Annotated in this window: 23 protein-coding genes; 19 read left to right on the forward strand and 4 right to left on the reverse strand. The window is 51.3% G+C overall.

Features of this window, described 5'->3' with window-relative positions:
- The first annotated feature begins 489 nt into the window (after positions 1 to 489).
- The 14 genes from mnmG to mgtE all read left to right on the forward strand — a co-directional run bounded on the left by mnmG (position 490) and on the right by mgtE (position 13,595).
- The gene (mnmG, locus tag CEK60_RS17885) at positions 490 to 2,394 is read left to right on the forward strand and encodes a tRNA uridine-5-carboxymethylaminomethyl(34) synthesis enzyme MnmG (protein ID WP_089040138.1); all 1,905 of its coding nucleotides are present in this window, start codon (positions 490 to 492) and stop codon (positions 2,392 to 2,394) included.
- A complete protein-coding gene (gene rsmG / locus CEK60_RS17890) occupies positions 2,391 to 3,056 on the forward strand; it encodes a 16S rRNA (guanine(527)-N(7))-methyltransferase RsmG (protein WP_089040139.1) in 666 nt (221 codons plus the stop codon). Before mnmG ends, rsmG begins: the two co-directional genes overlap by 4 nt.
- On the forward strand, positions 3,056 to 3,823 hold the full coding sequence (locus CEK60_RS17895; protein WP_089040140.1) for a ParA family protein: 768 nt from the start codon (positions 3,056 to 3,058) through the stop codon (positions 3,821 to 3,823). The genes rsmG and CEK60_RS17895 overlap by 1 nt, the downstream gene beginning before the upstream one ends.
- 24 nt (positions 3,824 to 3,847) lie before the next feature.
- The gene (locus tag CEK60_RS17900) at positions 3,848 to 4,780 is read left to right on the forward strand and encodes a ParB/RepB/Spo0J family partition protein (protein ID WP_089040141.1); all 933 of its coding nucleotides are present in this window, start codon (positions 3,848 to 3,850) and stop codon (positions 4,778 to 4,780) included.
- Between the two features lie 216 nt (positions 4,781 to 4,996).
- A complete protein-coding gene (locus tag CEK60_RS17905) occupies positions 4,997 to 5,392 on the forward strand; it encodes an ATP synthase subunit I (protein WP_089040142.1) in 396 nt (131 codons plus the stop codon).
- 12 nt (positions 5,393 to 5,404) lie between these two features.
- Complete coding sequence (gene atpB / locus CEK60_RS17910) at positions 5,405 to 6,232, forward strand: F0F1 ATP synthase subunit A (protein ID WP_089040967.1); 828 nt, start codon at positions 5,405 to 5,407, stop codon at positions 6,230 to 6,232.
- An 80-nt stretch (positions 6,233 to 6,312) separates the two neighbouring features.
- Complete coding sequence (atpE, locus tag CEK60_RS17915; protein WP_038479860.1) at positions 6,313 to 6,540, forward strand: F0F1 ATP synthase subunit C; 228 nt, start codon at positions 6,313 to 6,315, stop codon at positions 6,538 to 6,540.
- A 78-nt stretch (positions 6,541 to 6,618) separates the two neighbouring features.
- Positions 6,619 to 7,089: a F0F1 ATP synthase subunit B gene (locus tag CEK60_RS17920; protein ID WP_038479857.1), complete on the forward strand. Its 471-nt coding sequence runs from the start codon at positions 6,619 to 6,621 to the stop codon at positions 7,087 to 7,089.
- 11 nt (positions 7,090 to 7,100) lie between these two features.
- Positions 7,101 to 7,634: a F0F1 ATP synthase subunit delta gene (locus CEK60_RS17925; protein WP_089040143.1), complete on the forward strand. Its 534-nt coding sequence runs from the start codon at positions 7,101 to 7,103 to the stop codon at positions 7,632 to 7,634.
- Between the two features lie 16 nt (positions 7,635 to 7,650).
- A complete protein-coding gene (atpA, locus tag CEK60_RS17930; RefSeq protein WP_038479851.1) occupies positions 7,651 to 9,195 on the forward strand; it encodes a F0F1 ATP synthase subunit alpha in 1,545 nt (514 codons plus the stop codon).
- Positions 9,196 to 9,260: 65 nt separating this feature from the next.
- Positions 9,261 to 10,148 carry a F0F1 ATP synthase subunit gamma gene (gene atpG, locus CEK60_RS17935; RefSeq protein WP_089040144.1) on the forward strand — a complete coding sequence of 296 codons (888 nt, stop codon included), beginning with the start codon at positions 9,261 to 9,263 and terminating at the stop codon, positions 10,146 to 10,148.
- A 76-nt stretch (positions 10,149 to 10,224) separates the two neighbouring features.
- Positions 10,225 to 11,604, forward strand: coding sequence for a F0F1 ATP synthase subunit beta (gene atpD, locus CEK60_RS17940; RefSeq protein ID WP_089040145.1), 1,380 nt, complete (start codon positions 10,225 to 10,227; stop codon positions 11,602 to 11,604).
- A 24-nt stretch (positions 11,605 to 11,628) separates the two neighbouring features.
- Positions 11,629 to 12,057, forward strand: coding sequence for a F0F1 ATP synthase subunit epsilon (locus tag CEK60_RS17945; protein ID WP_089040146.1), 429 nt, complete (start codon positions 11,629 to 11,631; stop codon positions 12,055 to 12,057).
- Between the two features lie 155 nt (positions 12,058 to 12,212).
- The gene (mgtE, locus tag CEK60_RS17950; RefSeq protein ID WP_089040147.1) at positions 12,213 to 13,595 is read left to right on the forward strand and encodes a magnesium transporter; all 1,383 of its coding nucleotides are present in this window, start codon (positions 12,213 to 12,215) and stop codon (positions 13,593 to 13,595) included.
- 21 nt (positions 13,596 to 13,616) lie between these two features.
- On the opposite strand, the gene CEK60_RS17955 is transcribed toward mgtE, so the two are convergent.
- Positions 13,617 to 14,810: a cation diffusion facilitator family transporter gene (locus CEK60_RS17955; protein WP_089040148.1), complete on the reverse strand. Its 1,194-nt coding sequence runs from the start codon at positions 14,808 to 14,810 to the stop codon at positions 13,617 to 13,619.
- Between the two features lie 199 nt (positions 14,811 to 15,009).
- On the opposite strand from CEK60_RS17955, the gene CEK60_RS17960 reads away from it, so the two are divergent.
- The 4 genes from CEK60_RS17960 to nhaD all read left to right on the forward strand — a co-directional run bounded on the left by CEK60_RS17960 (position 15,010) and on the right by nhaD (position 19,979).
- A complete protein-coding gene (locus tag CEK60_RS17960; protein WP_089040149.1) occupies positions 15,010 to 15,810 on the forward strand; it encodes an undecaprenyl-diphosphate phosphatase in 801 nt (266 codons plus the stop codon).
- A 62-nt stretch (positions 15,811 to 15,872) separates the two neighbouring features.
- Complete coding sequence (locus CEK60_RS17965) at positions 15,873 to 16,973, forward strand: FAD:protein FMN transferase (RefSeq protein WP_089040150.1); 1,101 nt, start codon at positions 15,873 to 15,875, stop codon at positions 16,971 to 16,973.
- A 19-nt stretch (positions 16,974 to 16,992) separates the two neighbouring features.
- Entirely contained in the window at positions 16,993 to 18,357 is a 1,365-nt protein-coding gene (glmU, locus tag CEK60_RS17970; protein ID WP_089040151.1) for a bifunctional UDP-N-acetylglucosamine diphosphorylase/glucosamine-1-phosphate N-acetyltransferase GlmU, read from the forward strand.
- Between the two features lie 155 nt (positions 18,358 to 18,512).
- Positions 18,513 to 19,979: a sodium:proton antiporter NhaD gene (gene nhaD / locus CEK60_RS17975; RefSeq protein ID WP_089040152.1), complete on the forward strand. Its 1,467-nt coding sequence runs from the start codon at positions 18,513 to 18,515 to the stop codon at positions 19,977 to 19,979.
- 102 nt (positions 19,980 to 20,081) lie between these two features.
- On the opposite strand, the gene CEK60_RS17980 is transcribed toward nhaD, so the two are convergent.
- The 3 genes from CEK60_RS17980 to CEK60_RS17990 all read right to left on the reverse strand — a co-directional run bounded on the left by CEK60_RS17980 (position 20,082) and on the right by CEK60_RS17990 (position 22,899).
- Positions 20,082 to 20,699 carry a CBS domain-containing protein gene (locus CEK60_RS17980; RefSeq protein WP_089040153.1) on the reverse strand — a complete coding sequence of 206 codons (618 nt, stop codon included), beginning with the start codon at positions 20,697 to 20,699 and terminating at the stop codon, positions 20,082 to 20,084.
- 102 nt (positions 20,700 to 20,801) lie between these two features.
- Positions 20,802 to 22,214 carry an ATP-binding protein gene (locus CEK60_RS17985; RefSeq protein ID WP_089040154.1) on the reverse strand — a complete coding sequence of 471 codons (1,413 nt, stop codon included), beginning with the start codon at positions 22,212 to 22,214 and terminating at the stop codon, positions 20,802 to 20,804.
- Positions 22,215 to 22,239: 25 nt separating this feature from the next.
- The gene (locus tag CEK60_RS17990) at positions 22,240 to 22,899 is read right to left on the reverse strand and encodes a response regulator transcription factor (protein WP_089040155.1); all 660 of its coding nucleotides are present in this window, start codon (positions 22,897 to 22,899) and stop codon (positions 22,240 to 22,242) included.
- A gap of 49 nt (positions 22,900 to 22,948) precedes the next feature.
- On the opposite strand from CEK60_RS17990, the gene CEK60_RS17995 reads away from it, so the two are divergent.
- Positions 22,949 to 23,863, forward strand: coding sequence for a GNAT family N-acetyltransferase (locus CEK60_RS17995; protein WP_089040156.1), 915 nt, complete (start codon positions 22,949 to 22,951; stop codon positions 23,861 to 23,863).
- Positions 23,864 to 24,007 lie beyond the last annotated feature (144 nt).

Raw genomic sequence — 24,007 nt, forward strand, 5'->3', positions numbered from 1 at the left:
GCCTGTGGATACTATTTTTTACACGCTGCATCATATTGCTCTACGACACCTACCATGAGCGCTAATCAGGTCTTTTTAAGCTACCAATCACACTTGTTCACAGGTGCGGTAACAAACTCGGTATGGGTCGGTGGATAACCCGTTGTCTGTCATGCCTGTGCATAAGCTGCACTTTCATCCACAGGAGTGACACCGCTTCTACGCAGCTACTCCTCCGTTTAATCATGTAAAAGCTAACAATTTAAGAAACTGAAATATATAAACTTATTTGGGTTATCAACAGATTTTGTCCACACCAGTAGTTACAACATCAACAGAACTTCTCTTATATATTTTTATTTTGTTATTAATAATAGATGAATGCTTAGCTTGGGGTGTGGAAAAACCTGACGGTTACCCACAGGAGGTTTATACTGGCGGGCTTACTCAATCAGTGAACCAATACTGACTCACATCATCCGTGCCAAACGGCGCAAGACGAGGTGCCTCTTGAACTATCCCGACCGCTTTGACGTGATTGTCATCGGCGGTGGCCATGCGGGAACCGAAGCCGCATTGGCCTCTGCTCGTATGGGTTGTCAAACCCTATTGCTAACCCACAACATCGAAACGCTCGGCCAAATGTCGTGCAATCCAGCGATTGGTGGGATTGGCAAAAGCCACCTGGTAAAAGAAATTGATGCACTCGGTGGTGCAATGGGGCTAGCCACGGACTTAGGCGGCATCCAGTTTCGGGTATTGAACGCTCGTAAAGGTCCAGCCGTTCGAGCAACACGTGCTCAAGCAGACCGAATTCGCTACAAAGCTGCTATTCGGGGAATGCTGGAAAACCAGCCGAACTTAACGATTTTTCAGCAAGCCGCTGGCGATCTGATTGTGGATAACAACACCGTTCGAGGCGTTGTGACCGAAACAGGCATCCGCTTCCATGCGGAGTCCGTTGTGCTGTCAACCGGTACGTTTTTGGGTGGCGTTATCCACATTGGGTTAGATCAAAGCCGCGGTGGCCGCGCCGGTGACCCGCCTTCAAACGCGCTAGCTGAACGCTTACGCGCACTACCGTTTCGCGTTGATCGGCTAAAAACCGGGACGCCTCCACGAATTGATGCCAAAACCATTGACTTCACATCGTTGGAAGAACAGCCAGGTGACACCCCAACGCCAGTCATGTCATACCTTGGTTCACGGGAGATGCACCCACAGCAGGTGAGTTGCCACATAGCGCACACCAATGAGCGCACCCATGAAATCATCATGGCGAATCTTGATCGCTCGCCTATGTATTCCGGTGTGATCGAAGGCGTTGGTCCGCGATACTGCCCATCGATTGAAGACAAAGTTCACCGCTTTGCCGACAAATCAAGCCATCAGGTATTTATCGAGCCTGAAGGGTTGGATACCCATGAGCTCTATCCCAACGGAATCTCGACGTCGTTGCCTTTCGATGTTCAGCTACAAGTGGTTCGCTCAATTAAAGGGTTAGAAAACGCTCATATCACACGGCCTGGCTACGCTATTGAGTACGACTTTTTTGATCCCCGGGATTTAAAACACTCCCTGGAAACTAAATTTATCCACAACCTGTTTTTCGCCGGACAAATCAACGGTACTACCGGCTACGAAGAGGCTGGAGCTCAAGGGTTGCTGGCAGGCTTGAATGCCGCTCGCCGCGCCAAACAGTTAGAGGCGTGGCATCCTCGCCGTGATGAAGCTTATCTCGGTGTGTTGGTGGATGACCTGATTACTATGGGCACCAAAGAGCCCTACCGCATGTTTACCTCGCGTGCGGAATACCGTCTGCTGCTACGCGAAGACAATGCTGATCTACGTTTAACGGAAAAAGGGCGTGAGCTTGGCTTAGTCGATGACAAACGTTGGGCGTTGTTTAGCCAGAAACGCGAAGCCATCGAGCGTGAAACAGCACGCTTAGCAACTGTTTGGGTGCAGCCCAATACACCAGCCGCCGCGAAAATTGCTGAAAAAACCGGTAGACCGCTTCCCCGAGAATACTGTTTAAGTGACTTGTTAAAGCGCCCAGAGCTTAGCTATGCAGATATTACATCGCTGCCTGGCATTGAAAGCGGCGGTGTTGACGATGAAGCGGTTGCCGAGCAAGTACAAATTCAAGCGAAATACCAGGGTTATATCGACCGTCAACAGGATGAGATCGATAAGCTCAAGCGCCATGAAGCAACACAGCTGCCAGCCGAGCTGGATTATCAACGGGTAGAAGGGCTATCCAACGAGATCCGTCAAAAGCTTAGTGAAACGCGCCCTGAAACCCTGGCGCAGGCGGCTAGAATTTCAGGCGTGACCCCTGCAGCGGTCTCTATTTTGCTAATACATTTGAAAAAACGTCGCTTAGTCAGTACTACCGAGGTCGTTAACGGATGAGTCAATTAACGCCGTTGATTAACAGCTTGCCTGAAACCGTTGCCCCTCGGTTAGAAGAAGGGTTAGCAGCACTAGGAGCCACTGTAACCCCCCAACAGCGCGAACAGCTGCTAGGCTTGCTCGCGCTGTTGCACAAGTGGAATCAGGCTTATAACCTCACCGCTGTACGCGATGTTGAAGAGATGGTCTCACGGCACGTGTTGGATAGTGCTGCTGTCGCCCCTTATGTTCATGGGCCACAGATACTTGATGTAGGCGCTGGCCCCGGTTTGCCCGGCCTTGTGCTTGCTATCATGAAGCCTGAACTGCAGGTAACGCTACTCGATAGCAATGGCAAAAAAGTTCGCTTTCAACGTCAAGCAGTGATGGAGTTAGCGTTGACCAACGTCACGCCAACCCAAGCGCGTGTCGAGCAATTCAATGGCCAGACGTTTGATCAAGTGATTTCCCGAGCCTTTGCCAGCTTGGTAGACTTTATCTCGCTAACCCGAGCGCTACCGGCAGCTCATGGGCAGTGGCTTGCTATGAAAGGCCCAGGCGCTGATGATGAACTGCGGGAGTTGCCCGCCTATGTTGAGCTCCAGGCGCGTCACCTACTGCGTGTACCCTTCGAGACGGCCGAGCGGCAGCTGTTGATTCTGACCCCAAAAGGAGTTGAGTAGTGAGCCAGATCATTGCCCTGACCAACCAAAAAGGCGGTGTGGGCAAGTCCACTTCAGCCGTTAATCTCGCCGCCAGTTTGGCAGCACTTGATCGTCGTATCTTGCTGGTAGACTTAGACCCACAAGGGCATGCCAGTATGGGCAGTGGCATCGACAAGTACGCACTCGAAAAAAGTGTACTTGATGTGTTGCTGGGAGAAACAACCGCAAGCAATGCCATTGTTCGCGGGCTTCCAGTGAAATACGACGTCCTTCCAGGTAATGGCGACTTAACAGCCGCTGAAGTAGAGCTGCTCGATAGTGACCAGCGGCAAAGTCGTTTGTCGTTAGCACTGCAGACGGTGGCAGATGACTATGATGTCGTCCTCATTGACTGCCCGCCGTCGCTGAATATGCTTACCGTGAATGCGTTGACAGCCGCCAATGGTGTGCTTATTCCCTTGCAGTGTGAATTTTACGCATTGGAAGGGCTATCAGCGCTGCTGGATACTGTTGAGCAGATTAAACAGAGCGTTAATCCTGATCTAGCCGTTTCTGGCATTCTGCGTACTATGTACGACAAGCGCACCAGTTTGACGCGTGAAGTCGACAAACAGCTGAGAGATTTTTTTGGCGATGCGCTGTTAAAAACAACCATTCCGCGCAATGTGAAGGTTGCTGAAGCACCAAGCCATGGCTTACCTGTTACTCAATACGCGCGTTTTTCGCGAGGTAGTCAGGCTTATCGTGTGCTAGCAAAAGAGATGATCCGGCGGCTATCGCTGTAACGTAAAAAGTACGAGGGGAAGCGAATGACGCGTAAACGCGCGCTAGGACGTGGCCTGGATGCCCTGATTGGTGCGGGCGCCCGTCGTCGTGACAGTTTAGATCTTACCGGTGGCGTGACGCTGGATAGTGCAGACACGTCACTGTTGCCTGCAGCACCAACGGAAGAAGCGGCGGCTGAACGGCTAGAACGGTTACCTCTTGGCCAACTTACCCGTGGTAAATATCAGCCGCGTCGGGATATTCAGCCAGAAGCATTGGAAGAGCTTGCCGATTCCATTCGTGCACAAGGGGTGATGCAACCTATTGTGGTTCGCCCAGTGGGTGAAAATCGCTATGAAATTATCGCGGGTGAACGCCGCTGGCGTGCTGCGCAGTTGGCCGAATTAGATGTTATCCCCGCCGTTATTCGCGATGTCAGTGATGAAGTAGCACTTGCCCTGGCGCTGATTGAAAATATTCAGCGCGAAAACCTTAATGCCATTGAAGAAGCACTTGCCTTAAAGCGCCTTGGCGATGAGTTTGAACTTACTCAGCAGCAAATTGCTGATGCAGTTGGTAAATCACGCACTCAAGTCGCCAATTTATTACGTTTGTTAGCGTTAGATCCTGAAGTGCAAACACTGCTGGAACGTGGCGATTTAGATATGGGACATGCGCGAGCCCTGCTATCGCTTACCAGTACCCAGCAACGCCAAATTGCCCATGAAGTGGTCAATAATGATTTGACCGTTCGTGACACAGAAGCGTTGGTTAAAAAAGTACAAGCTAACCAGACGCCTGCCCAGACACCGCCGCGTACTGCTAAAACACCGGATGTTGCACGACTTGAAACACATCTGGGGGAATTACTTGGCGCGCCCGTCTCTATTGATCACGGGCAAAAAGGGAAGGGGAAAGTGACAATTCGTTATACCAGTCTTGAAGAGCTCGATGGGATCCTAGGGCATATTAAATAGCAGGCTTACTAAATAGGCGCTTATTTTAACCCTTTGGTCGCAAGTCGACACTGAATCGCGCGAAATCGGCGCAACTTCGGTTGAAGGTATGATAGCGCTTCCCTATAATCGCGCAAGATTTGTGCAGGTGACGGATGATTTATTGAGCAACAAGTTGTAAGCGTGACTCATTTATTGTGCTGGGGAATCATGTGCTGAAGATCTATCTGAAGAATTATGCAGCGACTTGAGACCCAACGGCGAAAAGCTTACTTCTTCAGGCTGACAGCAATTCAGCTGCTAATGACGCTAGTCGGTATGCTATTGGCTTTCCCTGTTGCTCATATGGCAGGCGTATTGTCGGTAGCTACAGGAGCATTAGTGGCGCTGTTGCCGCACATTTTTTTTATACAGCGAATGGGAATTTTTCGAACAAGGCATCGCGCTCCGCGCGCAATGGACCTATTTCGCGCCGAAGCAGGCAAGTTTGGTTTGACGGTGGCACTTTTTTCATTGGTGTTCGTTGTAGTGCCCCCCTCAAACCCCGCTTTCTTTTTTTGCGCTTATGTTGCGATTGTTCTGACGCATTGGTTAGCACCATGGCTAATGCTTGGGAATCGCACAACTAATTGAGGTGACATGTCTATGGCCGCAGGAAACGAAGTCTCAACGACTTACTATATCCAGCACCACTTGCAGAACCTAACCTTTGGCAAGCATCCAGAAAATGGTTGGTCGCTGGCACATTCGGCAGAAGAAGCGAGTGAGATGGGCTTTTGGGCTATCCATCTGGATACCATGGGCTGGTCCATTGCGATGGGCTTGCTGTTTATCTGGCTTTTCCGTAAAGCGGGTAAAATGGCAACCACTGGCGTGCCAGGCGGACTGCAAAATGCCGTAGAGATGGTGTTTGAATTTGTTGAAGATATGATCAAAGGGGCTTTTAAAGGGCATAACCCGATTATTGCGCCGCTTGCATTAACGTTGTTCGTGTGGATTCTGTTCATGAACACGCTGAAAATTATCCCGGTCGACTATTTCCCAATGTTGTTCAGTAAACTGGGCGTCGATTACATGAAGATTGTGCCGACTACTGATGTTAATGCCACATTGGGGCTAGCACTGGGTGTTTTCGGTCTGATTCTTTACTACAGCTTCAAGGTGAAAGGCGTTGGCGGCTTTGCCAAAGAGCTTTCACTGACACCTTTCAACCATTGGGCCTTGATTCCTTTCAATTTGCTGCTTGAAATCGTTGCCCTACTTGTTAAACCGTTCAGTTTGGCGATGCGTCTTTTCGGCAACATGTTTGCCGGTGAAGTTATTTTTATCTTGATTGCTATGCTGCCGTTCTGGGCAATCTGGGTACTCGACGTGCCGTGGGCGATTTTCCACATCTTGATTGTCGTTCTTCAGGCATTCATTTTTACCGTATTGTCAGTGGTGTATTTAAGCGCTGCGCACGAGCATCACTAAGACGTGCTGCTTGTTAGAGATTAACCCTTAACATCAACCCTCAACCTTGACCTTTAACTTGAAAAACTAGGAGCATTACCATGGAACTAATCTACATTGCTGCCTCCATCATGATCGGCTTAGGCGCTCTGGGCACCGGTATCGGTTTCGCTATCCTCGGTGGCAAATTGATCGAATCTACGGCTCGTCAGCCGGAGCTTGGTGACCAACTTCAAACCAAAACCTTCCTAATGGCTGGTCTGCTGGATGCTGTACCGATGATCGGTGTTGGTATCGCGATGTACCTGATCTTCGTTGTTGCCGGTTAATGACAGCTTAGCCGGGCGGCAGTCCCGCTCGGTTTTGTTTCACTCCGGTCGCCACGAACTTGTCAGAGGTACATCCCTGTGAATATCAACATGACGCTTATCGGGCAGACGATCGCCTTCGCGATCTTTGTCTGGTTTTGCATAAAGTATGTGTGGCCTCCGATCAGCAACGCGCTTCACGAGCGTCAAAAGAAAATTGCTGATGGCTTAGACGCAGCCAGTCGTGCTACTCGCGATCTTGAGCTTGCTCAAGAACGTGCAGAGCAAACACTGCGTGAAAGCAAGGAGCAGGCTTCTCAAATCCTCGAGCAAGCCAATAAGCGCTCTGCTCAGATGGTTGAAGAAGCACGCGAACAGGCCCGCGCCGAAGGCGAACGCCTCATGGTTAGTGCACGTTCTGAAATTGAGCAAGAAGTTAATCGTGCAAAAGACGAGCTTCGTGCCCAAGTTTCTCATCTTGCCATTATTGGTGCCGAGCGTGTGCTAGAAGCTTCGGTCGACGAGAAAGCACATCGCAAGTTACTTGATGAGCTTGCTGCTGAACTGTAAGGAGGTGACCCATGGCGGAATTACTTACCGTCGCTCGTCCTTACGCTAAGGCGGCGTTTGAATACGCGCGTGATCATAAGGCGCTTGATAGCTGGACCCAAGCGCTTGGTTTTTTAAGCGCTGCGGTAGCTGACAGCGATCTACGTCGTCTGTTGGGTAGTCCAAAACTTGAAAACGACAAAAAGGTAGCGCTGCTTTCGGATATGTTGCCCGAAAAGCAGGAAGACCTGTCGCGGTTTTTGGATACCCTGGCTGACCAAGGTCGTTTGTTAGCACTGCCCTTCATTGCTGAACAGTTCGAGTACTTACGTGCCGAACATGAACAGCGTGTTGATGTGACGGTTACGTCAGCTTATAAGCTGACTGCCGCACAGCAGACCAAGCTAGCGAACGCGCTTAAGAAACGTCTGAATCGCGAAATCTCCATTACTACTCAAGTGGACAAGACGCTTATTGGTGGTGTCATCCTACGTGCTGGCGATACCGTTATTGACGGTTCGGTACGTGGTCGATTGAACCGCCTTTCCGAAGCGCTGACCGCTTGAGTCTGAGGGACATGGCATGCAGCAACTGAATCCTTCCGAGATCAGCGACATCATCAAGCAGCGAATTGAGAAGCTTGACGTCGCATCCGAAGCCCGTAATCAGGGCACCATCGTCAGCGTTTCCGACGGTATCGTGAAAATTCACGGCCTCGAAGACGCGATGTTTGGTGAAATGATTGAATTCCCTAACAGCATTTTTGGCATGGTACTGAACCTGGAGCGTGACTCCGTTGGTGCCGTTGTCTTGGGTGACTACCTGCAACTTCAAGAAGGCATGACCGCTCAGTGTACGGGTCGTATCCTAGAAGTGCCGGTAGGCCCTGAGCTGGTAGGTCGTGTGGTCGATGCGTTGGGTAATGCCATCGACGGCAAAGGCGATATCAACGCCAAAATGACAGATGCGGTGGAAAAAGTAGCGCCTGGCGTTATTACCCGTCAGTCCGTTGACGAGCCGATCCAAACAGGTTTGAAGTCCATCGATGCCATGGTGCCAATCGGTCGTGGTCAGCGTGAGCTGATCATCGGTGACCGTCAGATTGGTAAGTCTGCCATTGCTATCGATGCGATCATCAACCAGAAAGGCAAAGGCGTTACCTGTGTTTACGTGGCGATTGGTCAGAAGCAGTCGACCATTGCTAACGTGGTACGCAAGTTAGAAGAACACGGCGCGCTGGAACACACCATCGTTGTCGCTGCTGGCGCTGCTGATCCGGCACCGATGCAGTTCTTGGCCGCTTATTCTGGTTGCACCATGGGTGAGTACTTCCGTGACCGTGGTGAAGACGCACTGATCGTTTATGACGATCTTTCCAAGCAGGCTGTGGCTTACCGTCAGGTATCACTACTGCTGCGTCGTCCGCCGGGTCGTGAAGCCTATCCTGGTGACGTTTTCTATCTCCACTCACGTCTGCTAGAGCGCGCTGCGCGCGTTAATGCTGATTACGTTGAGAAGTTTACTAACGGTGAAGTAAAAGGCAAAACCGGTTCTTTGACCGCACTGCCGATTATCGAAACCCAAGGTGGAGACGTTTCTGCGTTCGTTCCGACCAACGTAATCTCGATCACCGATGGTCAGATTTTCTTGGAAACCAACCTGTTTAACTCCGGTATTCGTCCGGCGATTAACGCAGGTCTATCGGTTTCTCGTGTTGGTGGTGCTGCGCAGACCAAAATTATCAAGAAGCTGGGTGGCGGTGTTCGTCTAGCCTTGGCTCAGTACCGTGAGCTAGCGGCGTTCTCGCAGTTTGCTTCTGATCTTGATGAAGCGACCCGTAAGCAGCTTGAGCATGGTCAACGCGTTACCGAACTGATGAAGCAAAAGCAGTACTCGCCGATGTCAGTGGCGGAAATGGCGCTGTCTCTGTACGCCGCTAACGAAGGTCACCTGGATGATGTGAGCGTCGATAAAGTGCTGGACTTCGAACGTGCTCTGCACGATTACATGAAGTCTGAGCACAACGATCTGCTCGATAAGATCAACCAGACCGGCGACTACAACGGCGAGATTCAGGACGGCTTGAAGTCAGGTCTCGAGAAGTTCAAGGCGACTCAGAGCTGGTAATGTCCGGCCCGCCTGCGGGCGGGCTTGCATGCTTTCTGAGAGCCACGAACGAAGGGTAGATCGCTATGGCAGCTGCAAAAGAGATACGCACCCAGATCGGGAGCATTAAAAATACGCAGAAGATTACCAGCGCCATGGAAATGGTAGCTGCATCTAAAATGCGTAAAGCACAAGATCTGATGAAGGCTGGCCAGCCGTATGCCAAGCAGATTCGTAATGTGGTAGGCCACATTGCTGACGCAAACCCCGAATACAAGCACGACTACATGGTCGAGCGGAGTGAGGTGAAGCGCGTTGGTTACATTGTGGTATCTACTGACCGCGGTCTGTGTGGTGGCTTAAACGTCAACCTGTTTAAGGCAGTGGTGAAAGATGCCGTTGTCTGGAAACAGCAAGACGCTGAGCTAGACTTCTGCGCCCTCGGCTCTAAAGCCGGCGCCTTTTTCCGCAACTATGGAGGCAACCTGGTTGCTGCCAAGAGCGGATTAGGAGAGTCGCCGACTGTCGAAGGACTGATCGGTAGTATAAAGGTCATGTTAGAAGCGTACGACGCAGGACGTATTGACCGCTTGTTTGTGGTGTATAACGAATTTGTTAACACCATGACGCAGCGGCCCGTCGTACGTCAGCTTCTTCCGTTGTCGTCCGATATGGGCGAAGACGCGAAGCATGACGAAGAAAACGCCCGTCCCGGAAGCTGGGACTACCTGTATGAACCGGATGCCAAGGCGTTGCTAGACAGCCTGTTGGTTCGATTCATCGAATCACAGGTGTATCAGGCGGTAGTCGAAAACGGTGCGTGCGAACAGGCCGCCCGAATGATCGCTATGAAGAGTGCCACTGATAACGCGGGCAACCTGATCGACGATCTGGAGATGGTATACAACAAGGCCCGTCAGGCCGCCATCACCCAGGAAATTTCCGAGATCGTCGGCGGCGCTTCTGCCGTATAACGCCTAGGGAGCTAGCTATCGCAAAGGTAGCTCCCGGCAGACAGGTTTCATTTGCAGGTTTTTGAGAGGAACCAAGATGAGCGGACGTATCGTACAAATCATCGGCGCGGTGATTGACGTAGAGTTTCCGCGGGACTCTGTGCCCAAGGTCTACGACGCGCTGAAGGTCTCTAATGCTGAGACCATCCTCGAAGTCCAGCAACAGCTGGGCGACGGCGTGGTGCGCACCATTGCCATGGGCTCTACTGAGGGCTTGAAACGTGGCTTGGACGTGACCGACACAGGTACCGCGATTTCCGTACCCGTTGGTAAGGAAACGCTAGGTCGCATCATGAACGTGCTCGGTGAGCCGATTGATGAAGCTGGCCCGATTGGCGAGCAAGAACGCATGCCAATCCACCGTAAAGCACCAAGCTACGCTGACCAAGCAGCTTCCAATGAGCTGTTGGAAACCGGTATCAAGGTTATCGACCTCGTTTGCCCGTTCGCTAAGGGCGGTAAAGTTGGTCTATTCGGCGGTGCGGGTGTTGGTAAAACCGTTAACATGATGGAGCTTATCCGCAACATCGCCACCGAGCACAGCGGCTACTCTGTATTCGCCGGTGTAGGTGAGCGTACGCGTGAGGGTAACGACTTCTATCACGAAATGACTGAGTCCAACGTTATCGACAAGGTATCGCTGGTTTACGGTCAGATGAATGAGCCGCCCGGCAACCGTCTGCGTGTTGCACTGACCGGTCTAACCATCGCTGAGAAATTCCGTGATGAAGGCCGCGACGTTCTGCTGTTCGTCGATAACATCTATCGTTACACCCTGGCGGGTACTGAAGTATCTGCTCTGTTGGGTCGTATGCCATCTGCGGTAGGTTATCAGCCGACGCTGGCTGAAGAGATGGGCGTTCTGCAAGAGCGTATCACCTCTACTAAAACGGGCTCTATCACGTCTGTACAGGCCGTTTACGTACCTGCGGATGACTTGACTGACCCATCGCCGGCGACGACCTTCTCGCACTTGGACGCCACTGTTGTATTGGCACGTTCAATTGCAGAGCTTGGTATTTATCCTGCGATTGATCCGCTGGACTCTACGTCGCGTCAGCTAGATCCGCTGGTCGTTGGTGAAGAGCACTACAATGTAGCACGTGGTGTACAGAACGTTCTGCAGCGTTACAAAGAGCTGAAGGATATCATCGCGATTTTGGGTATGGACGAATTATCTGATGAAGATAAGTTGGCTGTATCTCGTGCGCGTAAAATCCAGCGCTTCCTGTCGCAGCCGTTCTTCGTCGCTGAGGTATTCACTGGTTCGCCCGGTAAGTATGTTTCTTTGAAAGATACGATTCGTGGCTTCCAGGGCATCCTCGCGGGCGAGTACGACAACCTGCCGGAACAGGCCTTCTACATGGTAGGCTCCATCGACGAAGCTGTCGAAAAAGCCAACCAGATGAAGAAGTAATCCCGTCCATTAGGGGGATTCGCTATGGCGAATAGCTTCACTTGCAATATCGTCAGCGCTGAAGATTCCATCTTCTCAGGTACTGTCGAGATGGTGGTAGCTGCAGGGATTATGGGTGACCTCGGCATTTTGCCGGGGCACACCCCGCTGCTGACCGAGCTTCAACCGGGCCCGGTTCGCGTGATCCACGATGGTGGCAAGGAAGAGCACTTCTTTGTCACGGGTGGCTTTATGGAAGTACAGCCCACCACTGTTACGATCCTGGCAGATGCAGCGACGCGTGCTAGTGACCTCGACGAGGCCGCTGCTGAAGAAGCGCGTCAGCAGGCGTTGAAAGCCTTTAATGAAAAGTCATCGGAGCTGGATTATACCCGTGCTGCCGCTGAACTTGCCGAAGCCGTTGCACAGCTGCGAACGATTCAGCAGCTGCGCAAAAAGGCGGGTAAAGGCTAAGACACGCGCTAGCGTGCATAAAGCGCTCCTTGAACCCGAAAGGGTTTAAGGAGCGTTTTTTTTGTCTGGTACTATGAGAAAACGCATTCAGCGTAGGGATGCTCGTCTGTAACACTTCACCTGCACAATATGCGTCTGCACAAAGGGAGATAGCGATGTCATTGAACGATGAAGCCTTGCAGGAATTAAAAACCGAACTGCTCGACGAGTTGGCCAAGGAAGCGCCTAGTAAATCAGTACTATCTTTGCGTTTGGCCGAAACCCGCTCGGCGGATATCGGTGAAGTGCTTGAGGAGATGATTGAAGACGATGAGGAGTTGCCTGCGGCACTCTGCCTGTTGGATATTCTGTCTGCCGAGCGCGCTGCCAATGTCCTGGGTTATTTACCAGGAGAAAGCCAGCTTGAGGTAGTTGGTAAGCTGTCGGATACCCAGGTGCTTAAGCTTCTTGAAGAGATGGGCTCCGATGAACGGGCAGATTTATTTAATCTCTTAGATGAGGACCGTCGAGAAGCGTTGTTGCGCCGTATGGCTCACCAAGAGCGAGAAGATCTTAAACGCCTAGCAAGCTACGAAGAAGGTACCGCTGGCGCCATCATGACCTCTGACTATGTCGCCATAGCCAGTGGCATGACGGTGTCACAAGCCATGATGCGGGTTCGCCAAACGGCCCCAGATGCGGAAACGGTCTACCAGCTTTATGTGCTCGACAGCGATGGGCAACTGATTGGCACTATGTCACTGCGCCAACTGATGATCGCTCGTCCCGGGGCGTTAGTTGACGACATTATGATTAAAGATGTGATTAGTACGCCTGTGGATGAAGAGCAGGAAGAAGTCGCTCGTATTGTTGCCCGCTACGATTTATTGGCACTGCCGGTGTTAGACGCCGAGGGACGCATGGTTGGCATCGTCACCCACGATGACGCCATGGATGTTGCCGAATCTGAAGCCACAGAAGATATCCACAAGGGGATGTCTATCGGCCAGTTAGAGGATGGTGTTAGCCGTGTTCCGCTGTGGAGTCTTTACCGCAAGCGTGTTACCTGGCTGGTACTGCTGGTATTTGCCAATCTTTTTTCAGGCGCTGGCATTGCCTACTTTGAAGACACGATCGCAGCCCAAGTTGCGCTGGTTTTTTTCCTGCCGTTGCTGATTGGTAGTGGAGGTAACGCGGGGGCTCAGGCAGCTACGTTGATGGTACGCGGTATGGCGACTGGCGATATTGGCGTGAAAGACTGGAGTAAGATGCTAGGCCGTGAACTGCTGGTCGCTGGCTCTCTGGGCCTTACCATGGCAATTGCAGTCGCACCTATCGGGATTTTTCGTGGCGGTGAAGCAGTTGCCATCATCGTGGCGTTAAGCATGGTGACCATTGTTCTGTTTGGTAGCATGATCGGTATGTGCCTACCGTTTGTACTAGAACGCTTTAAGGTCGACCCTGCCACTGCTTCAGCCCCGTTGGTAACAACGTTAATTGATGCCTCTGGGGTACTGATTTACTTCACCATTGCCACCGCCATATTAACAAACGTATAGCTTGTTTTTAGGCCGCTAGTTTTAACGCATGGCACTGCTGGCAGCGCGGGTAATAAACATAACTTCTACGTGGCCCAGCCACTCAATATCGCTGGCGAGCGCCTTTAGTTGGCTGGCTAAGCACTGAGGGGGCTGGTGTACGGAATCGCCAATAATCAGCGATACCGATACTTTATCGTCTAAATAGTGGAGTTGAAGCTCGGTTAATGTGCGCCAGACAGGGTGCATATACCAGCGCTCATTCAGCGTGGCTTCCACTTCGGGCCGCAGCGGAAGGCCGGGGAGACGGCTGGGATCGCCTTCTCCGGCATCATCTTCGGGGTCTACGTGAAAGATCACATCGGTGAGCAACGGAAACTCATGCCGTAAACGTCGACTTACTTCGTTGCCGATTTCATGGGCTTCAGACACGGTGATTTTTGGCCCGACCACCACATGTAAGTCGACCATGACCCAGCCTGCAGACTGGCGGGTACGTAAGTCATGAACACTGTCTACCCCTGGGACGCTTTGAGCAACGTTATGCATTTGCCGTTGAACGCTTTCAGGTAGCGCGGTATCGACTAATTCTCTAGCTGACTCCCAGAGTAAATCCCAACCTACTTTGCCAACTAATAAGCCAACAATGATAGCGGCAACAGCGTCTAGCCAGCCCAAACCAAACTGCGCGCCAATCAATGCAACCAAGACTACTGCGGTGGAGAGTGCATCGCTGCGGGAATGCCAAGCGTTTGCTTCCAATAGCTTAGATTTAACGCGTTTAGCAACGCGCATGGTATAGCGAAAAATCCACTCTTTACTGAACAAGGCGATGATTGTAATGACAATAGCCACCATGCCAGGGGCACTGACCTCGGTACCACTAAACAAACGATCAAGGCTAGACCAGGCAATACCACCCGCTACAAAGATCAGTACGCTACCCAGCAGTAACGTGGTTAGGGTTTCGATACGGCCATGACCATAATGGTGATCATCGTCGGGTTCCTGGCGGCCGTAGTGGATAGCGGCTAGCACAAAACCGTCGGTCACAAGATCTGAAAGTGAATGGATACCATCGGCAATCAGCGCCGCCGAACCCACCCAAAAGCCGACCACGACTTTAACAATGCTCAACAAGCCATCCAGCCAAGCGCCAATATAGGTAACACGCTTGGCTTCTCGGCTATCTAGCTCATGCTTGGGAACCACTGGCGATTCTACGGTCTGAGTCATGAGGGACCTTGCTGGGGCACATACTTCCAATAGATGTCTATTGTAGCGCACAGTGCCTTAGCGCTATACCTTCTTGTGAATTTGCTCGTATGCTGGATGCGGACAATGAATTAAGGGATGTGTATCCTTAACGCCATTGCGAGCGCATGAATGTCACAAAGCACCTAAATATCATTAATAGTTAAGCACGGGATAACCCATGGATTGGTTACAGGTAGTTGTGTTAGCGGTAGTTCAGGGGCTCACAGAATTTTTACCTATATCGAGTTCGGCTCACCTTATATTGGTACCTGTTTTGACTGCCTGGGAAGATCAGGGCCTTGCTTTTGATGTGGCGCTGCATCTTGGCAGTTTAAGCGCCGTTGTGATCTATTTTCGGCATGAAATTGGCAGAATGATCGCTAGCAGCTTGGCCGCACTTCGCGGCCAAGCGGTTAATGATGATGCCATGTTGGCGTTTTGGGTCGTTATTGCCACCTTGCCAGTGTGTATTATCGGGTTTTTGCTTCACGATGTGATCTCAGGTTACATGCGCTCTACGCTGATCATTGGTGCCAGTTTGATTGTTTTTGGTTTGCTACTTGGTTACGCAGACTGGAAAAAACGCGGCACGCGTAGCGAATACCAGATGACGTTAAAAGATGTGCTCATCATCGGCGGCGCTCAAGTATTGGCACTCATTCCAGGCACCTCACGCTCAGGCATCACTATTACGGCGGCATTAATGGTGGGAATGAGCCGAGAGGGCGCAGCACGGTTTTCATTTCTACTGTCAATTCCTGTCATTGTGCTGGCGGGTGGTCTTGAGGCAATCAACTTACTGAAAGACCCTCAGCTTATCGATATACCGGCCATGTTAGTAGGTACTTTACTCTCGGGCATAAGCGCCTATGTGTGTATCCACTACTTCCTAGTTGTAATTAAAAAGCTGGGCATGCAGCCATTTGTGGTATATCGGGTGCTGTTTGGGGCTTGGTTGCTATGGTTTTTCCACTTCTAGTTGTTTCAGCGATAGAGGTTTTTCATTGTTAACCCAGTGCGTTTTATTCAAGGAAAAATAAAATGAAGATTAATTCTCGGTGGTTAAAGTGTTCGGGATTATTGCTCATTGCTGCTGGGGCATTAATGGGGTGTTCAGAAAATGATAGGCCTTTAGATACCCCTGTTCGCTTTGAAGGCGGTATTTTTGGGACGTTTTATCAAGTCACCATTGCGGACCCGCTAACCCAAGGCGAGGCGAATGCACTGGAAGAAGGTTTCCTAGCGGAACTCAACGACGTTGATCAAGCGATGTCGACTTACCGCGATGACGCCGAGCTTGTGGTCTTTAATGAGGCTCCCCTTAATGAATGGCAACCGCTGTCTAACGAGTTAATTGAAGTGCTTGCGATTAGCCACTCGGTATCAGAAGCAAGCAACGGCGCGTTTGATATCACCGTTGGCGATGTGGTCAATTTATGGAGTTTTGGCCCTGAGGCACGCCCTGAAGAGGTGCCTTCAGACGCGGAGCTTAGCGAACGCATGGCCACAATTGGCTACGATGCAGTTGAAGTCGATACTCAGCTTATGCAGGCGCGACGCTCCCGCGATGTATTTGCTGACTTATCGGGTGTGGCTAAGGGGCATGGCACCGACCGCGTTGGGGCATATCTGGATCAACAGGGGATTGAAAACTACCTCGTTAATATTGGTGGCGAATTAATTGCCCGTGGGTACCGTGACTTAGAAGAGCAAAGCCCTTGGCGTGTTGGCATTGAGGTACCACATAACGGCGTACCAGAAGCACAGCATGTAATTCCTCTTGAAAATATGTCGGTTGCAACATCGGGGGATTATCGTAACTATTTTGAAGTAGATGGTGAGCGTTTCTCCCACACTATCGATCCTCGCACCGGTCGGCCGGTTAAGCATCAGTTAGCGTCCGTGTCTGTTTTTCACCCCTCTAATGCATGGGCCGACGCATGGTCCACGGCTATCTCAGTTGCAGGTAGCGAAGAAGGGATGCAGATGGCAATTGAGAATAACCTCAATGTATTGATGTTAGTGAAAGAGAACGATCATTGGCGAAGCGTGGCCAGTCCCGCCTTCGTGGAATACTTCGATGAAGCGCTTATCGATGAACTGGGTATTGAAGCCTGGGAAGCTCCCGCCGCCAACCGCTAAACCGTTACAGGTGACTAAAATGCAAGACCTTGATGTCGTTATCCTCGCCGCTGGAAAAGGCACACGTATGCGCTCACAAACACCCAAAGTGCTGCATACGCTGGCAGGCAAATCGATGGTGCAACATGTGTTAGATACTGCCAATGGTCTTACGCCTACTCGCACGCATGTTGTGATTGGCCATGGTGCTGACCAACTACGCGAAGCGCTAGCAGAGAGCAATGTAACGTTTGCGGTTCAGGAAGAGCAAAAAGGTACTGGCCATGCGGTTGCTCAAGCGCAGTCTCAATTAGGTAATGGGAACGTGTTGGTTCTGTATGGTGATGTGCCTATGATTCGCCGCGAATCACTGATGGCACTTCTCAGCCAAGTTGACGAGCAGCACATGGGGCTACTGACCGTTACGTTGGAAGATCCGTCTGGTTACGGACGTATTGTGCGTAATGATGACGGTGAGGCAGTGGCGATTATTGAGCAAAAAGATGCCAGTGCCGACCAGCTAGCCATTACCGAATGCAATACCGGCATCATGGCGATGACCAGTGCTCAGCTTAAACGGTGGCTACCGCAGCTGTCTGCCGAAAATGCCCAGGGCGAGTACTATTTAACTGATGTGATTGCGATGGCGGCAAACGAAGGCATTAAAGTGTGTACTGCCCAGCCAGCCAGTGCCGTTGAAGTTGAAGGCGTGAATAACCGTTCACAAATGGCGCGTTTGGAGCGCGCTTATCAACTGCAGCAAGCTGAGGCTTTAATGGCTGAAGGCGTTGCATTGGCCGACCCGGAAAGAATTGATATACGCGGTAAGCTCACCTGTGGTCATGATGTGTTTATCGACGTGGGCTGTGTGTTTGAAGGTGACGTAGAGCTGGGTGAAGGGGTGCGGATTGGGCCTTACTGTGTGATTAAAAACAGCACGATTGGCGCTGAAAGCGTTATCGACAGCCATAGTGTGATCGACACAACCGTCGCTGCTGGTTTGAACCAAGTTGGCCCCTTTGCACGGCTACGCCCCGGCACACGCCTAGCAGTCAAAGCCAAGGTAGGAAACTTTGTTGAAACCAAGAATGCGGATGTTGGTGAAGGAAGTAAAATCAATCACTTAAGCTATGTTGGTGATGCCCGTTTAGGTCGTGATGTGAATGTTGGTGCAGGCACCATTACGTGTAATTATGACGGTGTAAATAAACATCGCACCGACATTGGTGATAACGCCTTTATAGGTTCTAACAGCGCCTTAGTGGCTCCTGTCACGGTGGGTAAAGGAGCGACTATTGGTGCGGGCTCAACCATTTGCAAAGATGTAGCGGAGCATGCGTTGGCGGTTACTCGCAGCAAGCAACTAGAAAAAGCGGGGTGGCCGCGCCCCGTTAAAAAAAGCTAACTAGGTTATTTTCTAACTGAATTGTGAGCTTCTAACAGTGCTTTACAAGATGCGGCTATTTGCCGCATCTTTACCTTGATCGCTGCGTTGCAGCACGTAATTAGTGTGCTTATCATCGTGGCGGTCTTTCTTAACCCTGCCAGGATCACTTTACTATGAAACCACCTAACGTCCTTGCAATGCGGCAGTCTACTTGCCGGTTTGCTTGGTTGTTGATCGCGCTATGTTTGTTTGCTTTTCCCACCCTCTCCTATGCCTCTTCTGGTTCTTTAGATCTTACCGCTTCGTTTGCAGGTATTGCCTCTGTTGTCATCTTCGTTCTTGCCTATGCCTTGGTAATGAGCGAAGAATTGATTCATATGCGCAAATCTAAACCAGTCCTGGTGGCCGCTGGGCTTATCTGGGCCCTGGTGGCGTGGGTCTATGTACAGGCGGGCATGCCTCATGAAGCGGAAGCTGCTTTTAAAGAAACGCTGCTTGAATACACCGAGCTCTTGCTGTTCTTACTGGTAGCGATGACCTATATCAACGCCATGGAGGAGCGCCGTATCTTTGATGCCCTGCGGGCATGGCTTGTTCGCAAAGGCTTTAGTTACCGTAGCCTGTTTTGGATTACGGGCTGTCTTGCCTTTGGTATTTCTGCCATTGCCAACAACATGACCACGGCGATGTTGATGTGCGCGGTAGTGTTGAAGGTGGCCGAAGGCGATAAAAAGTTTATTAGTCTGTGCTGTGTCAACGTAGTGGTAGCATCAAACGCAGGCGGCGCGTTTAGCCCGTTTGGTGATATCACCACGTTGATGGTGTGGCAGGCGGGTCAGGTACCGTTTGGTGGTTTCTTTGCGCTATTGATGCCAGCCATCGTCAACTTTATGGTGCCAGCGGTGATTATGAATTTCTTCATCGTTAATCGTCAGCCTGCATCGCTCAAAGAGAATGTCTGGCTCAAACGTGGTGCGCGGCGCATTATCGTACTGTTTTTGATTACTGTGGCGATCTCAGTGCTGTGTCACTCGGTGCTTTATTTGCCCCCGGCGATGGGCATGATGTTTGGCCTTGGCCTACTGCAATTCTTTGGTTACTACTTACGCCGCAGCCTGCCACGCTCCCTGGAGCGCAAGCGTGAGCGTTACTCACGTCGCGGCGACTGGAAGAAGCTTGAGCAACTGGGAAGTGTTGTTCCTTTTGATATCTTCAGCCGTATTGCCCGCTCAGAGTGGGACACGTTGTTATTCTTCTATGGGGTCGTAATGTGTGTTGGCGGCCTGGGTTTCATGGGCTATTTAAGTCTATTGTCAGAAACCCTTTACGGTAGCTGGAACCCGGTGTGGGCCAACGTGGTGCTGGGGATGATTTCAGCGGTCGTTGATAACATCCCAGTGATGTTTGCGGTACTTTCCATGGCACCGGATATGTCGGAAGGCAACTGGCTGCTGATTACCTTAACCGCCGGTGTGGGCGGTAGTCTGCTTTCGATGGGATCTGCAGCGGGTGTGGCGTTAATGGGCCAAGCACGGGGTATTTATACCTTTATGGGGCACATACGCTGGGCACCCGCTATTTTGTTGGGCTATGCTGCCAGCATTATGGTTCACCTATGGGTTAATGCAGCGCTGTTTTAAATTAGCGGCTAATTCAGATAGGTAAAACAAACGCCCCTTATCAATTGATAAGGGGCGTTTTGGTAAATGCTAGCGGTAGATTTGACCAGTTTGTCTTCGAAACTATAAATCGTGCCCAGTAATGACTTTGCAAATATCGGCAAAGCTACTGGCCGTTGGCACTGCCGAAGAGGTGACCTGCATCGTGGTTTTATTGCCCATGGCGTGTTGTATATCGGTGGCAGAAATAATACCGCGTACGCTTAATGGTTGATTTTGTTTATGCTCAGTAATCAACAAGTGCTGTTCTGTAAAACTCTCCATGGAAAGCACAAGGTCTTCAATCGTTAATGAGTTAAGTTGCTCAAAGGGCATCGCACTAAGTTTTTGCCAGGGCGTCATAATCATATCGGCTGTAATTTCCGTACGATCAAGGTTTCTCTGCTGCATCGCCAAGTTAATGCGCCGTGTTCCGATGACTTCTTTGGCGGTGAGCACGCCAATGCAGTGGTTTGCTTTGTCGAGAACAAATAATAGGCGAATACCGCCATGGCGCATTTTTAAATGGGCATCGTCGATGGGCGTATCAGCGGACACTGATTGAGGCGTGACTTGAGTAAAATCTGTTAGCACCGATAACGCAGGGCTTTCAGGTGTTAACTGTTTTGCTGTTGGCGTAATAAGCAGTGGCGTTTCACCAAACTGGATAAGTGGTTTGGGTGAGTGGACGAGCATATTCATTCAGGGAATCTCCGTTATGTGAATAGATAGGTCGTTAATGGCATTGCCTATCTTGTACTTTCACACTTGCACGGAATTCTTATGGGAATCTTAACAGCTCTCTTATGGCCGATTATTTTTTGGCTGACGCTGTGTTAGAGCGTTCCTACTCAAGGTTACTCGCACGCGAAGCCCGCCGCTAGGGGCATGATCGAGCTGTAAGACGCCTTGATGGCGTTTGACCAAGCGCTCGACAATGGATAGCCCCAATCCCGCGCCAGCACTAGTCCCTGCACGTTGGAAGCGCTCCATCACCCGGCTGCGTTGCGCTGCAGGGATACCGGGTCCTTGATCATCAACAGTAACGATAACGTCTGCTGCCGATGCCTCAAGCGTGACCGTGATAGCACCTTGCACAGGGGAGTGTTGAATGGCGTTACCCACTAGATTTTGCACCAGTGTTTCGATAGCGCCGGGTTCTTCTTCTATTGCCCAGTTAGCTGAGTCATCCGCATCCAATAACAGCTGTTGATGTCGCTCTGCGGCTAGCGGAGAGAGCTTTGCCAACGTTTCGCGCGTTTCATGTAAGACATCAGAACAGCGATACTCGGGTAACGGTTCTTCTTCGGGGTCTAGGCGTGCCAGGGTTAATAGCTGAGAGACTAGCCGCGTTGAACGGGCTACGCCGCTGCGTAAGTGGTGCAGGGCTTCCTCTCGGTCATCGGCGTTATCAGCAGTGAGCGCATTTTGCGCATGCAAATCAAGTACTGCCAAGGGGGTGCGTAGCTCGTGGGCCGCATCGGCAATAAAGCGCTTTTCGCGAATACGCAGTTGGCGGAGCCGTTCCAACAGCCGGTTTATGGCACCAGAAATGGTCTCCAGCTCTAGGGGAAGAGGATGAAGTGTCAGCGGTTTTAGGTGGTGGGGATCGCGGGTGCGGATTTGCTCTGCCATTCGCGATAAAGGAGCGAGCCCCCAGCCGATCGACCACCAGAGTAATAGTGTCAGTAACGGTAGGCCAATAAGATCAGGTAATAAGGTGCGTAGTGCCACTGCACTGATCAGTTCACCCCGCGCGTCCTCGCGCTCGCCCACCACCACGCGTTTGTCTGTGCCAGTAATTTCCAGGACGTAAATGCGCCAGTCATGCTGATTCACCGCAAGCGTTGAATAACCCGGTGGTTGCTGGGTAAGCGGTGTGTCGGGGGCGCTGGCGGAACGCAGCAGAAGACGGTCGCCTTCCCAAAGCTGAAACGCTAGCTTGGTTTCATAGCGATGGCCTGCAAAACGGTTATCGGATTGCTCTGCACGTAGCAGCGCGCCCTCCACGCTATTTAATAAAAGCGTACGATCGCTATCAGGCAGTGGTGCCTGTAGTAGCCCTTCTAGCAAACGGGCATTTTGTGCCAGGCTAGCATCATGAAGTTCTTCAATCTCATGGGCAGCATAGCGATAGCTAATAAAGCCAATCACTAGCATGCTCGCGCCAAACACAAGCAGCGCAAGCCCCAGGGTACGCTGACGAATAGAGCTCATAGACTTGCCTGGTGCCATTTAATCATCACGATTTATCCATGACATAGCCGATCCCTCTCACAGTGCGGATGACCTCAGGAAACAGCTTTCGCCGTAAATGGTGGATATGCACCTCGATAGCGTTGCTTTCGACATCCTCCTCCCAGCCGTAGACTAGTCGCGTTAAGGTATCGCGGGTGAACACACGGCCTGGGTGGCTCATAAACTCCTGCAGCAGCGTTAGCTCACGGCGCGAAAGTGTGATCACTTGATGTTGATAACTCACCTGTAAGGTCTGCGGATCCAGGCTAATCCCACGACAGCTGAGCAAGCCGCTGGCTTGTCCTTGGCTACGGCGCAACAAAGCACGTAAACGTGCTTTTAATTCTGCTACTTCGAAAGGTTTAGTGAGGTAGTCGTCGGCACCCGCATCCAATCCTTCAATACGGTTATCCATCGCATCGCGGGCGGTCAGAACCAAAATTGGCAGTTGGCTGCCATGCTGCCGAATAGCGCGCAGCACTTCCATTCCATCAATCGTCGGCAAACCAAGGTCTAGGATGACCGCATCAAAGGGTTCATTTTTAAGCGCATGAAGCGCGTTATTGCCATCGGCTAAATGATCTACCGTATAGTGCTCAGGTTTCAGCGCCATACGAATCCCCAACGCCAAACTCGGGTCGTCCTCAACCAGTAAAATGCGCATATCGATGGATGACTCCTTTCATTCACGGCGGGCTACTCAGGAACGTAACATGACACGTCATTCTTCTTTCGGCCACCGCTCCTTAGCCTGCGCAGTAATGCAGTGCCCACCTGAACAACGGCGTGAAGCATTACTGCATTTAGCTGCGGTGCATGATCCTACGCAGCAGCCTGCATTACAGCATGCCTTATCAACGATAAAAGCTGGCTGTGACGCTGTTTGGCAGGGCCTTTGGATAGCCACCCAAGCGGGCCATATCGAAGCCGCCGCCTGGGTACAGCCATTGGCTAATCAAACGGCACAGCTTTGGCTGCCCAGGCAACCTAATTCGGCAACTGATGCGCTGTTGAAAGCCTTGCAGGGCTGGGTAAACGAGCAGCCGATAGCGCTATGTCATGTGGTGTTATCTGACGATGCGACCCACTGGGAAACGGCACTAGTCGCCCACAACATGCGGATACTTGCCACCCTGGAGCACCTTATGTGGCAGTGCCAAACCGTTCAATCGCTCGCTAACCTGCTAACGCTAAGCCCCTTTGCTGAATTGTCTCCCGCACAACAGCGGGCGCTGGTAGCGAACGTTAGTGAAGGCTCGTTAGACTGCCCAGGGCTTCGCGAAGCGCTCACCATTGACACCTTGCTTGCTGGATTTTATGACCAAGCGCCGCAGGCACCAGAGCACTGGTATCAAGTGCGGCATCAAGGGAAAACCGTCGGCGTGCTATTACTTGCGCCTAACCATACGACCCAGCGCTGGTCATTGCAGTTGATGGGGCTGTTGCCTGAGTGGCGCGGCGGGGGAATGGGCAAGGCAATTATTCAACAAGCGCAGGCGTTGGCTAGCAAGGCGGGAGCCAGTGACATCACGCTCACCGTTGATGCGCAGAATATCCCCGCAAAGCGTGTATATGCTCAGGCAGGGTTTACGCGTTATGCTCAGCAGCGTTTACTGGCTTGGTGTTAACTAGGTGATCGTTGGCACCTTTTTTAAACTGCTGAATAAAGCACAGAGTACGGCATAGGTTGAATTGCCGCGCTTAGTAGCATTTTCTTACGCTTAGCGTTCTCGGTATACTAATGCGATATGCACGTCTTGGCGTCTCGGTTG

The organism is Halomonas sp. N3-2A, assembly GCF_002216165.1.
Taxonomy (GTDB): domain Bacteria; phylum Pseudomonadota; class Gammaproteobacteria; order Pseudomonadales; family Halomonadaceae; genus Vreelandella.

Coding starts and splice junctions, on each gene's coding strand:
- glmU (WP_089040151.1), top strand. CDS start 16,993: ATGCAAGACCTTGATGTCGTTATCCTCGCCGCTGGAAAAGGCACACGT.
- mgtE (WP_089040147.1), top strand. CDS start 12,213: ATGTCATTGAACGATGAAGCCTTGCAGGAATTAAAAACCGAACTGCTC.
- CEK60_RS17995 (WP_089040156.1), top strand. CDS start 22,949: ATGACACGTCATTCTTCTTTCGGCCACCGCTCCTTAGCCTGCGCAGTA.
- CEK60_RS17980 (WP_089040153.1), bottom strand. CDS start 20,699: ATGAATATGCTCGTCCACTCACCCAAACCACTTATCCAGTTTGGTGAA.
- CEK60_RS17965 (WP_089040150.1), top strand. CDS start 15,873: ATGAAGATTAATTCTCGGTGGTTAAAGTGTTCGGGATTATTGCTCATT.
- atpD (WP_089040145.1), top strand. CDS start 10,225: ATGAGCGGACGTATCGTACAAATCATCGGCGCGGTGATTGACGTAGAG.
- rsmG (WP_089040139.1), top strand. CDS start 2,391: ATGAGTCAATTAACGCCGTTGATTAACAGCTTGCCTGAAACCGTTGCC.
- CEK60_RS17925 (WP_089040143.1), top strand. CDS start 7,101: ATGGCGGAATTACTTACCGTCGCTCGTCCTTACGCTAAGGCGGCGTTT.
- CEK60_RS17900 (WP_089040141.1), top strand. CDS start 3,848: ATGACGCGTAAACGCGCGCTAGGACGTGGCCTGGATGCCCTGATTGGT.
- atpA (WP_038479851.1), top strand. CDS start 7,651: ATGCAGCAACTGAATCCTTCCGAGATCAGCGACATCATCAAGCAGCGA.
- CEK60_RS17905 (WP_089040142.1), top strand. CDS start 4,997: ATGCAGCGACTTGAGACCCAACGGCGAAAAGCTTACTTCTTCAGGCTG.
- nhaD (WP_089040152.1), top strand. CDS start 18,513: ATGAAACCACCTAACGTCCTTGCAATGCGGCAGTCTACTTGCCGGTTT.
- atpG (WP_089040144.1), top strand. CDS start 9,261: ATGGCAGCTGCAAAAGAGATACGCACCCAGATCGGGAGCATTAAAAAT.
- atpB (WP_089040967.1), top strand. CDS start 5,405: ATGGCCGCAGGAAACGAAGTCTCAACGACTTACTATATCCAGCACCAC.
- CEK60_RS17945 (WP_089040146.1), top strand. CDS start 11,629: ATGGCGAATAGCTTCACTTGCAATATCGTCAGCGCTGAAGATTCCATC.
- CEK60_RS17955 (WP_089040148.1), bottom strand. CDS start 14,810: ATGACTCAGACCGTAGAATCGCCAGTGGTTCCCAAGCATGAGCTAGAT.
- CEK60_RS17990 (WP_089040155.1), bottom strand. CDS start 22,899: ATGCGCATTTTACTGGTTGAGGACGACCCGAGTTTGGCGTTGGGGATT.
- atpE (WP_038479860.1), top strand. CDS start 6,313: ATGGAACTAATCTACATTGCTGCCTCCATCATGATCGGCTTAGGCGCT.
- CEK60_RS17985 (WP_089040154.1), bottom strand. CDS start 22,214: ATGAGCTCTATTCGTCAGCGTACCCTGGGGCTTGCGCTGCTTGTGTTT.
- CEK60_RS17960 (WP_089040149.1), top strand. CDS start 15,010: ATGGATTGGTTACAGGTAGTTGTGTTAGCGGTAGTTCAGGGGCTCACA.